The following is a 9,908-nucleotide window of genomic DNA, read 5'->3' as shown; positions in this document are numbered from 1 at the left end:
CAGGAGCCGGACCGGACAACACCACTTATCCTGCCGGAGAACTGGTGCCCTTAGAAGCTAACGGGAGTTGACCCTCATCCCCTACGAGGAGAAACTGCTCACGCAGGCGCTGGCACTAGCGGCCTGAACAGGAAACCCAACCTGTCACCCGTTCCTGCATCAGCCCCAAGATGAATGGAGATGCCCTTACTCCATCCATGGCTGATCCCAGGTTCAGGACTTCACGAGGCGAGCGATCGCCGCAGAAGCTTCATTGATCTTCTCGTCAGCGGTTGCGCCTCCGGCTTGCGCGGCATGAGCCACGCAGTGCTTGAGGTGGTCGTCCAATAGCCCTAGCGCCACGTTCTCCAGGGCGGAAGTCAACGCGCTGATTTGGGTGAGGATGTCGATGCAGTAGGTATCTTCTTCGACCATGCGGTGGATACCTCGCGCTTGACCTTCAATGCGTTTCAGCCGTGCGAGGTAGCGGTCTTTGTCACTGATATAGCCGTGTTGGACAGGTGCTTCGGTAGACATGAGGGGATTCCTAAGTGGTGAGGTTTCGGGTGGAAACTTCTGGCCGCAGGTCCAGGCGGCGCAGCAGTTGGGCATTGAGGGCGACGACGACAGTGGAGGCTGACATCAGGATCGCGCCGATGCTCATAGGCAGGACAAATCCGATAGGGGCGAGGATTCCTGCGGCCAGGGGCACAGAGACGAGGTTGTAGCCGGCTGCCCACCAGAGGTTCTGTTTCATCTTCCGGTAGCTGGAGCGAGACAGGTCGATCACCGAGAGCACGGAGCGTGGGTCGGAGCTGGCTAGGATCACCCCGGCAGAGCCGATGGCCACATCAGTTCCGGCACCGATGGCTATACCGACATCGGCTTGGGCCAGGGCTGGGGCGTCGTTGACGCCGTCGCCGACCATGGCCACCTTCTGCCCCTCTTGTTGGAGTTCCTTGACCTTGGCTGCCTTGTCTTCGGGCCGGACGCCGGCGAAGACCCGGTCGATGCCCAGTTCGGTGGCAACGGTCTCGGCGACTGCTTGGGCGTCCCCGGTAATCATGACTACTTGGGCGCCCACGGCGTGGAGAGCTTCGACTGTGGCGTGGGATTCAGGACGTATCTCATCGGCCAGGCGCAGGGCGCCGACGACCTCGCCATCGACCAGGACGTGAAGAATGATCGCGCCTTCGTTCCTCCATTGCTCTGCGATAGACAGCTCATCTTGGTGCTGCTCGCTGAGCATGTAGGGACCACCGACCTGAATCACGTTGCCATTGACTGTGGCACGGACCCCTACAGCTGGTGAGGATGCGAAGTCCTTGGCCGCGGGGACCTCCAGACTGTGGTGGGATGCTGCGCCGGTGATGGCGCGGGCCAGCGGGTGCTCGCTGTCGGCTTCGGCCGCTGCGGCCAGAGCCAGGACCTCGTCGCCGGTATATCCCGGGGTGGGTTCCACCCCGGTGACGGTAGGTTCTCCCTTGGTCAGTGTGCCGGTCTTGTCGAAGAGCACTGCGTCTACGGTGCGCATTGATTCCAGGGCTAGGCGGTCCTTGATGAGCACGCCCCCGCGTGCGGCGCGTTCGGTGGCGATGGAGACCACCAGCGGGATCGCCAGACCCAGGGCGTGCGGGCAGGCGATCACCAGCACGGTGATGGTCCGCACTACAGCAGCATCAGGCATTCCCAGCACTGCCCAGGCCGCTGCAGTGATCAGTGCGGCGACCAGGGCGAACCAGAACAGCCACCCTGCTGCTGTATCGGCGATCCGCTGAGCCCGGGAGGATGAGGCTTGAGCATCAGCGACCAGACGTTGAATACCGGCCAAGGCGGTGTCGTCTCCGGTGGCGGTAATCCGTACCCGGAGACCGGAGTCAGTGGCCACTGTTCCGGCCACGACGTGATCGCCTTCGTCACGACGGACCGGCTTGGACTCCCCGGTGACCATCGACTCATCCATACTCGCCGAGCCCTCAATCACCTGCCCATCAGCAGGTACAGAGGCACCGGGGCGGACGATCACCACGTCATCGAGGGCCAGCTGCTCCGGGGAGACCTTATCCACCCCGTGGTCGGTGACTTTCTCCGCTTCATCCGGCAGCAGCGCGGCCAGCGAATCCAGAGCTGAACTGGTCCGGGCCAAGGATCGCATCTCGATCCAGTGACCCAGCAGCATGATCACCACCAGCAGGGCCAGCTCCCACCAGAAGTTCAGCTCGTGATCCAGCAGGTGCAGGCTGGCACCCCAGGAGGCGATGAACGCCACCGTGATGGCCAGCCCAATGAGAAGCATCATCCCCGGCTTGCCGGAGCGGATCTCTGAGACCGCCCCGGTGAGGAATGGCCAGCCGCCCCAGGCATAGATCACTGTGCCCAGGATGGGGGAGACCCACCAGACCCAGTCGGCTTCTGGTAGGTGGTAGCCGACCAGGTGGGCGAACATCTCGTTGAACCCCACCACCGGTACCGCCAGGGCCAGCATGATCCAGAACAGCCGGCGGAACTGCCCGACGTGATCACCATGGCCCCCGTGTCCGCTGTGGCCATGTCCGGCATGCGCGGAGTGATCATGCTGATGCTGGTCGTGGCCGTGGGCGGCGTGACCCTGGGGGGTCTCTGCTGTGGGGTGCATCGCATGCCCGTGGTGAGACTCAGGGTGGTCCTGGTCTGCGTGGTGATGGTGTCCGTGATGCTGCTCGGTCATGGGGGTCCTATATGTTCTCCAGCAGGTCTTCCATCTGTTCGATCTCAGCCTGCTGGACGCTGATGATCTCTTCTGACAGTTCCAGGGCCTCGGGGTTCTCCCCGTCGGCCAGGTGGTCCTCAGCCATAGAGACTGCACCTTCGTGATGGACGATCATCTGCTCTAAGAACAGGCGTGCAGCCTCATCGCCTTGAGCGGCTTCAAGGTCGGCGATGTCGTCGTCACTCATCATTCCCTCGTGCCCGTTCCCGTGGTCGCCATGGGTACCGTGATCGTCTTCGGGATCATGGCCCCAGTCCTGCAGCCAGGTGACCATCTGATCAATCTCGGGCTGCTGAGCGTCCCGAATCTCCTCAGCCAGAGAGGCGACATCGGTGTCCACATCGTCCTTGGCCAACAGGATGTCCGACATCTCGACGGCCTGTTCGTGGTGGACGATCATGCCTGAGACGTATTCGACATCTGCGTCGTTGAACTCGCCGGAGACTTCTTCGGCGGAATGCTCACCATGGTCGGACTCATCAGTTTCCTGCTGGTCGTTCTGACTACAGGCGGCCAACACGGCGGCCAAAGTGAGGGCGGTGACGAGGGTGGCAGGATGACGGAATCTCATCGAGCTGGTCCTTCCTGTTGATTCGTGTCCGATGGCATGAGGTGCTCGTTGCTCAGGCGGAATGCGCATATTCCTCGGGGGCAGCATCAAAGAGTGGTCCACAGCCTTCGCAGCACAGCCAATACCGCTTGCCCTGGTAATCCCGGTACAGTCCCGCTTGTTCTGCCTCAGCTTTGATCACTGGGGTGCCTTCCATCACCGGGCATTCGGCGACTTCTTCGGAGGATGCTGCGGCCAGCTTCTCCGGGGACGGTGCTTGGCTATGGCCGTGATGGTCGGAGTGGTTCTCGGAGGCGTGGGAGTGTGCCCCGCAGTGGTGAGTGGTCATGGTCTGGTCCTTTCGGTGATGGTGTTCAGGCCTTGATGGTCTGAGTATTGATTTCTGTGACAGGGGCATCTGAGGCGGCACGGTCGGCTTGGGCCTTGAAGCGGCGCAGTCGTAGGCTGTTGGTCACCACGCAGACACTGGAGAAGGCCATGGCCGCCCCGGCCAGCATGGGGTTGAGCAGGCCGAAGGCCGCCAGCGGAATGGCGGAGGTGTTGTAGGCGAAGGCCCAGAACAAGTTGGTCTTGATCACCCCGAGGGTCTTCCGGGAGAGCCGGATCGCATCAGCAGCAGCCCGTAGGTCTCCACGCACCAGGGTGATGTCGGCGGCCTCGATGGCCACGTCGGTCCCTGTGCCCATGGCCAGTCCGAGGTCGGCTTGGGCCAGGGCAGGGGCGTCGTTGACACCATCGCCGACCATCGCCACCGTCTTACCCTGCTGTTGCAGGCCTGCTACGACATCGACCTTCTGCTGGGGCAGGACTTCAGCGATCACCTCATCGATCCCGACTTCGGCGGCGACCTGCTCAGCGACGCGTTGGTTATCGCCGGTCAGCAGCACCGGGGTCAGGCCGAGCTGTTTGAAGTGGCCGATGGCTTCGGCACTGGTGGGTTTGATCTGGTCAGCCACTACCAGCAGGCCCCGGGCCTTACCGTCCCAGCCGACTACGACCACAGTTTTACCCTGGGACTCCGCCTGCTGCTTGGCCGCTGCTAACTGCTCATCGAGGTGCTGGCCCCAATTGGCCAGCAGGGACTCACGCCCCACCAGCACGGTGTGGCCCTCCACGATGCCTTGGACACCGCGACCTTCGATGTTCTCGAAGGACTCCACCTTTGGCAGAGCTCCCGTCGCGGTGACTGCTCCTGTGGCGATGGCCTGGGCGATGGGATGCTCGGAGGCGTCCTCGACTGCGCCGGCCAGCCGCAGCAGCTCATCCCTTTTGGTGTCTTCGGCGGGGAGGGCGTCTTCCAGGGTCATTTTCCCGGTGGTGACAGTGCCGGTCTTATCCAGGACCACGGTGTTGGTCCTGCGGGTGGACTCCAACACCTCCGGGCCTTTGATGAGAATCCCCAGCTGAGCGCCACGGCCGGTGCCGACCAACAAGGCGGTGGGGGTCGCCAGCCCCAGGGCGCAGGGGCAGGCGATGATCAGCACAGCCACCGCAGCGGTGAACCCTGCCGAGGCAGGGAATCCAGCACCTAGCCAGGCCCCCAGTGCGGCGACGGCGATGGCGATGGCCACCGGCACAAACACTCCGGAGACCCGGTCGGCCAGGCGCTGAATCTCTGCCTTGCCGGATTGGGCGTCCTCGACCAGCTTGGCCATTTGCGCCAACTGGGTATCCGAGCCCACCCGGGTTGCCCGGATGATCAGGCGGCCTCCGGCGTTGACGGTGGCTCCGGTCACCGCATCGCCTTCGGTGACTTCCACCGGGACCGATTCACCGGTGAGCATGGAGGCGTCCACCGCGCTTGTCCCGGAGACCACTACACCGTCGGTGGCGATCTTCTCCCCGGGCCGGACCACGAACTCATCGCCCACGGTCAGATCATCGACGCTGATCCGCTGCTCTGCACCGTCGCGGAGCACGGCGACCTCTTTGGCTCCCAGCTCCAGCAGGGCGCGCAGGGCGGCACCAGCCCGGCGCTTGGAACGTTTCTCGAAATACCGGCCCAGCAGCACGAAGGTGATCACCCCGGCGGCGACCTCCAGGTAGATATGCCCCAGGCCGTCACTGCGGGAGATGGTCAGTTCAAACGGATGCACCACTCCGGGTTGGCCGGCAGTGCCGAAGAACAGGGCCACCACCGACCAGATCAGTGCCGCGGTGGTGCCTACTGAGATGAGGGTGTCCATCGTGGCTGCCCCGTGGCGCAGATTCATCAGCGCAGCCCGGTGGAAGGGCCACCCGGCCCACACCACCACTGGGGCTGCCAGCACCAGGGATGCGAAGCCCCAGTAGTCGAACTGCAAGACCGGGATCATCGCCATGGCGATCACCGGCACCGAAAGGACTGCGGCACCGATCAGCCGCTGACGCAGCACCACCAGCTCTTGGTCCTCAACCGAATCGTCGTCGTCACCCGAGTCGGTCTTATCTTCCGGGGCAGCGGGCAGTGTGGCGGTGTAGCCGGTCTTTTCGACCTCGGTGATCAGCACCTGGGGGTCCAGTCCACCATTGGAGGTGATACGGGCCTTCTCGGTGGCGTAGTTGACGCTGGCCTCCACACCGTCGAGTTTGTTGAGCTTCTTCTCAATGCGCATCGCGCAGGAGGCGCAGGTCATCCCGCCGATCTGCAACTCGATGTTGGCCGGGTTGGTTGTTTCAGCGGTCATGGCCGTCCTCCCCGTGATGCTCGCTCTGCGAGGTGTCATCCACCCAGTTCTGCACGGTCTCCTCGGGAACGACAGCCCCGGCGGTGAAGAACGCTGCGATGAACACAGCAACCAGTCCTGTGCCGTACAAGCTGAGTCGTGCAGGGGCGTTCATGGTCAGCTCCTGGCCGCGGTGTAGCCGGCTTCGTCAACAGCGGCGATCACCTCGGCGTCGTTGACTGTGTTCTCTGCGGTGACCGTCAGCGTTCCTGTCTTCGCGCTGACATCAACCCCGGTGACTCCAGGCAGCTGTGAGACTTCGGCCCGGACGGAGCTTTCGCAGTGCCCGCAGGTCATTCCGGTCACGGTGTACGTGGTGGTTGTGCTCATTGTCCCTCTCTTTCTGATACCCCCTAGGGGTAGCTCTACTTATACCCGGTAAGGGTATCTCATGTAAAGAGTGAGCCCTGGTTGGCCCCGTAATCAGGCTGGGGCGGGACGGTGGGGTGGGATCGCTGCAAGTGTAATGACTGCCGCGATGAGGGCTGCGGCTGCGGCAAAGCCGAAGGCCTGCTGGAATCCGGTGTCGCCGCCGGGCCAAGCTCTGACAACGCGGGCGGCGCTGAGCATCAAAATCGGCCAAAGCCGCAGCGAGATCACCCCCGGCCGCGACCGGCGCGCCGATCAGCCGACCAACACAGAGACCGTCCTCCAGCGCAGTTGCCGCGCCCTGGCCCATAGTGGGCAGGAAACCATGGGCGGCATCGCCGACCATCACAACGCGCCCCGAGTAGTAGGTGGGCACTCCGCCCGGGATGTGATGGACATCGTGGCGCATGACCGCCTCGGCAGGTGTCCTGTGCAGAACATCACGTACGGGATCAGCCCACCCCTGGAATCTCTCCAGGGCGGCCCCAAGCTCATCGGCCACAGTGCTGCGCTGCGGCATCGCCACATAGCCATACCAATAGGTCTCATTCTCTGAAACTGGCATCACACCAAATTCAGCATGCGGGCCCCAGAACTGACGCAGTGAATCCTCATCCCGGCCACGCGGTGCAATCGCTCGCCAACTGGAATATCCGCTATAGGCTGCCTGGCTCTCGGGGTAGAGCAGGCCCCGAACCGCACTTCTCATACCATCAGCTGCGACGACAAGATCTGCAGTCCTCCCCGACACCTAGGCGGGATCTTCCCCTGGGGCGCCAGGCTGCAGGGCAGTCACGGGGGATTCGGTAATGATCTCCACGCCCAGGTCATCGGCACGGCGGTGCAGCATCTGGTGCAGGCGACGACGATGCACGCCGATCAGTTGGGTCGAAGGGGTCTGCTGAACCGTCATCAAGGGTTTCCCCTGGGCGGTCCAGGTTCCACTGGCCCAGGTGGGAGCACCGAGAGCTGCCACCGCGCCATCGTCGAATCCCAAACCACGGAAAGCGGCCACAGCATTGCGGGACATCGCGAAACCCGCACCCACCTCCTGAAGGGTCGCCGAACGTTCCAGGACGGTGACCCGCCAGCCGGACAGTGACAGGGAGATCGCTGAAGCAAGGCCCGCCAGTCCCGCACCCACCACAACAGCATGCTGTTTCATGACCGTTCCTTCCGAACGCAGCGTCCAGACAGGATGCTACACCTGCCAAATGGGCTGCCTGTGCGGAAAAGTCAGGCGTAGACTGCACTTATGGCCCACACTGCAGCTGACGAGCGGAAAGCCCTGGTCGAAGCGCTTCGCAGCGTTCCCGAGGATGCACCCACGCTATGTGAGGGGTGGGCCGCAAAGGACCTTGCCCTTCACATTGTGGTGCGTGATTCACGCCCCGACCTCCTAGCGGGGGAGCGGCTTCCCGTAGTGGGCGCCCGGGCCCGTGCAGCACTCCGTGAGCTCGAGCGCACTGACTATCAGGCCCTGATCGACCGAATCGCAGCCGGGGCACCGGCCTGGTCACCAACACGACTGCAGCCGGTGGATAATCTCACCAACACCGTAGAGTTCTACGTCCACACCGAGGATGTGCTCCGGGCTCAGCCTGACTTTACCCCCGATAACCGGCGAACCGTCAGCGCAGAAGTGCAAGCCCAACTGTGGAAACAGGGAACGCAGGCACTGTTCCTGCTGGGAGCGCGCTCGCAGCGCCAGCGCATCACCTTCATAAGCTCTCGCCATGGAGCCGTGACCCGTGGCAAGCCCACCGACCCCCTGTGTGTCATCCAGGGAGCTCCGGAGGAACTGGTGCTCTGGGCCTTCGGCCGCAAAAGCGTGGCCGAGGTGGACATCAACCACCACTGAGCCCAGTGGACCGGGCGACTGCGTGGTCTACTGAGGATCGGGGATCCGGGCTCCGTACCAGTGCTCAATCAGGGCCCGCGAGATCGAACCACGCAGGGGGATCTTCACCTCACCGGTGCTGACCGCCTCAGCCAGTTCCTGACGAGTGAAGGCCAGGACGGAGCGAATCTCGTCGTCGTCGGGCCTTGCTGTATCTGCACTCTCCACACGAGCAACAAACCCCAGCATCAGCTGAGCCGGAAACGGCCACGGTTGGGAGCCCAGATACTGAGCTTCACGGACGACGACGCCGGCCTCCTCCTGCACCTCACGGACCACCGTGTCCTCCAGGGCCTCGCCGGCCTCGACGAACCCGGCGAAGGTCGAGTAGCGGCGCTCCTCCCACTGGTAGGCAGAGCCCAACAGCAGCCGGTCCTGATCATCGACCACGGCGGTGATGATCGCCGGATTCATCCGCGGGAAATGGTCTGTCGAGCAGCTCGAACAGAAACGCATCCAGCCTGAGGATCTCGATACTGTCCGGTCTCCACATGTGCCGCAGAAGACGGCGGTGGCATGCCAATTGGAGATGGCAAGGGCCTGGGTGAAAAGTCCCAGATAGAACGGCTCCAGCAGAGCTAAGGCAGCGCGCAGGGAAACCCAGGAGACCTCGGGGTCCTCTTCTGTCTCCTCAGCTGCGGCCTCAACGAGTAGATGCACTGGCTCGTCACGGTCAGTGGCTGTGACCCCATAGAGTTCGGGTTCCCGGGCTGCACCGAGGTACACCAGGCCCTCGGGGAGGGCACCTGCAGGAGGCTGCAGGATCAACCCCGGGGAATCGGCAGAAGGCTGTGCAGGAACCGGTGCCCGACGCTGCCGCAAGCGGAGAACCAGCGTATTGGGGGAGCCCCAGACATGCTGCAGCCAGTCGGCCTGCTCCCGTTCACTGGCCCGCCGGTCAATCAGGTGCTGGGACTGGGGGAGGTCGAGCCATTGCTCAGGACGGTCACTGGTCTGCGGTGGTGTCGGCATAAGCACTACGCTAACCGGTTCCGCCTAGTGACTGCCGTGTGAGGATGTGGTCCCAGAGCTGATCAGCGGGATCCGCGGTGCCGACGAAATGTCCACCAAGTTCCAGGATCAGCGCCCCCACTAGCTGAGACACCTCAGCCAGTGCATGGGCCAACCCGTCCGCCGAGACCCCAAAATCCGCAGCCGGGGCCGTCAGCTGTTTCCGCAGTGTTGGATCAGCTGGCGGCCCGGCCTCTTGCGGTGTCCTGGAGATGAACACCGCAGCAACTCGGACGGCCGCGGAGATTGTGGCCTCCGGTGCTCGGTACCCCGGAACCGGGGTGCCGTAGATCAGCAGAAACTCATGGCGATTGGCCAGGGCCCAGGCCCGGAGTGCATTCGCCGCGGTCCGCCAGGCACCATGTCCCTCACTGCTGGCTACTGCAGTCTCCAAATGCTCCGCCAGCCCGGTGTAGGCATAAAGAATCAACTGCGTCAGCAGTGCATCCCGGGACTCAAAGTGCCGGTAGACAGCCGAGGGTACGACGCCGGCCCGACGGGCCACATCGCGCAGAGATAAAGCCGTGGGCCCCTGACTGCTGACCACATCCTTGGCCGCCTGCAGCAACTGCTGTCGGGTGTTCTCCTTGGCCTCACTGCGGGTTCCCATCTGGCCATCATAAT

10 protein-coding genes and 1 pseudogene are annotated in these 9,908 nt (G+C 63.4%); 1 reads left to right on the top strand and 10 read right to left on the bottom strand.

The genetic code is table 11. The annotated features are described in order from the left end of the window. Positions 1-213: 213 nt before the first annotated feature. The 8 genes and pseudogenes from HGQ17_RS05585 to HGQ17_RS05550 all read right to left on the bottom strand — a co-directional run bounded on the left by HGQ17_RS05585 (position 214) and on the right by HGQ17_RS05550 (position 7,538). Positions 214-516, bottom strand: coding sequence for a metal-sensitive transcriptional regulator (locus HGQ17_RS05585; protein WP_168886979.1), 303 nt, complete (start codon positions 514-516; stop codon positions 214-216). Positions 517-526: 10 nt separating this feature from the next. Then, on the bottom strand, positions 527-2,686 hold the full coding sequence (locus HGQ17_RS05580) for a heavy metal translocating P-type ATPase (protein WP_168886978.1): 2,160 nt from the start codon (positions 2,684-2,686) through the stop codon (positions 527-529). A gap of 7 nt (positions 2,687-2,693) precedes the next feature. Next, on the bottom strand, positions 2,694-3,299 hold the full coding sequence (locus HGQ17_RS05575) for a DUF305 domain-containing protein (RefSeq protein ID WP_168886977.1): 606 nt from the start codon (positions 3,297-3,299) through the stop codon (positions 2,694-2,696). Positions 3,300-3,351: 52 nt separating this feature from the next. Next, positions 3,352-3,627: a YHS domain-containing protein gene (locus tag HGQ17_RS05570; RefSeq protein ID WP_168886976.1), complete on the bottom strand. Its 276-nt coding sequence runs from the start codon at positions 3,625-3,627 to the stop codon at positions 3,352-3,354. A 25-nt stretch (positions 3,628-3,652) separates the two neighbouring features. Continuing rightward, on the bottom strand, positions 3,653-5,965 hold the full coding sequence (locus HGQ17_RS05565; protein ID WP_168886975.1) for a heavy metal translocating P-type ATPase: 2,313 nt from the start codon (positions 5,963-5,965) through the stop codon (positions 3,653-3,655). Next, a complete protein-coding gene (locus HGQ17_RS14995) occupies positions 5,955-6,119 on the bottom strand; it encodes a hypothetical protein (RefSeq protein WP_211090451.1) in 165 nt (54 codons plus the stop codon). The genes HGQ17_RS05565 and HGQ17_RS14995 overlap by 11 nt, the downstream gene beginning before the upstream one ends. A gap of 2 nt (positions 6,120-6,121) precedes the next feature. Continuing rightward, positions 6,122-6,334: a heavy-metal-associated domain-containing protein gene (locus tag HGQ17_RS05555; RefSeq protein ID WP_168886974.1), complete on the bottom strand. Its 213-nt coding sequence runs from the start codon at positions 6,332-6,334 to the stop codon at positions 6,122-6,124. After that, positions 6,231-7,538: pseudogene (locus HGQ17_RS05550) on the bottom strand (FAD-dependent monooxygenase). Before HGQ17_RS05550 ends, HGQ17_RS05555 begins: the two are co-directional and overlap by 104 nt. A gap of 90 nt (positions 7,539-7,628) precedes the next feature. On the opposite strand from HGQ17_RS05550, the gene HGQ17_RS05540 reads away from it, so the two are divergent. Then, complete coding sequence (locus HGQ17_RS05540; protein WP_168886971.1) at positions 7,629-8,234, top strand: TIGR03085 family metal-binding protein; 606 nt, start codon at positions 7,629-7,631, stop codon at positions 8,232-8,234. Positions 8,235-8,261: 27 nt separating this feature from the next. On the opposite strand, the gene nudC is transcribed toward HGQ17_RS05540, so the two are convergent. Then, positions 8,262-9,245, bottom strand: a complete 984-nt coding sequence (gene nudC, locus HGQ17_RS05535) for an NAD(+) diphosphatase (RefSeq protein WP_168886970.1) — start codon at positions 9,243-9,245, stop codon at positions 8,262-8,264. A 10-nt stretch (positions 9,246-9,255) separates the two neighbouring features. Continuing rightward, complete coding sequence (locus HGQ17_RS05530) at positions 9,256-9,894, bottom strand: TetR/AcrR family transcriptional regulator (protein WP_168886969.1); 639 nt, start codon at positions 9,892-9,894, stop codon at positions 9,256-9,258. Between the last annotated feature and the right edge of the window lie 14 nt (positions 9,895-9,908).

The sequence above is a fragment of the Nesterenkonia sedimenti genome (genome assembly GCF_012641515.1).
Lineage (GTDB): Bacteria > Actinomycetota > Actinomycetes > Actinomycetales > Micrococcaceae > Nesterenkonia > Nesterenkonia sedimenti.
The sequence above is the reverse complement of the archived record's forward strand: the minus strand, read 5'-3'. Positions and strand labels throughout refer to the sequence as shown.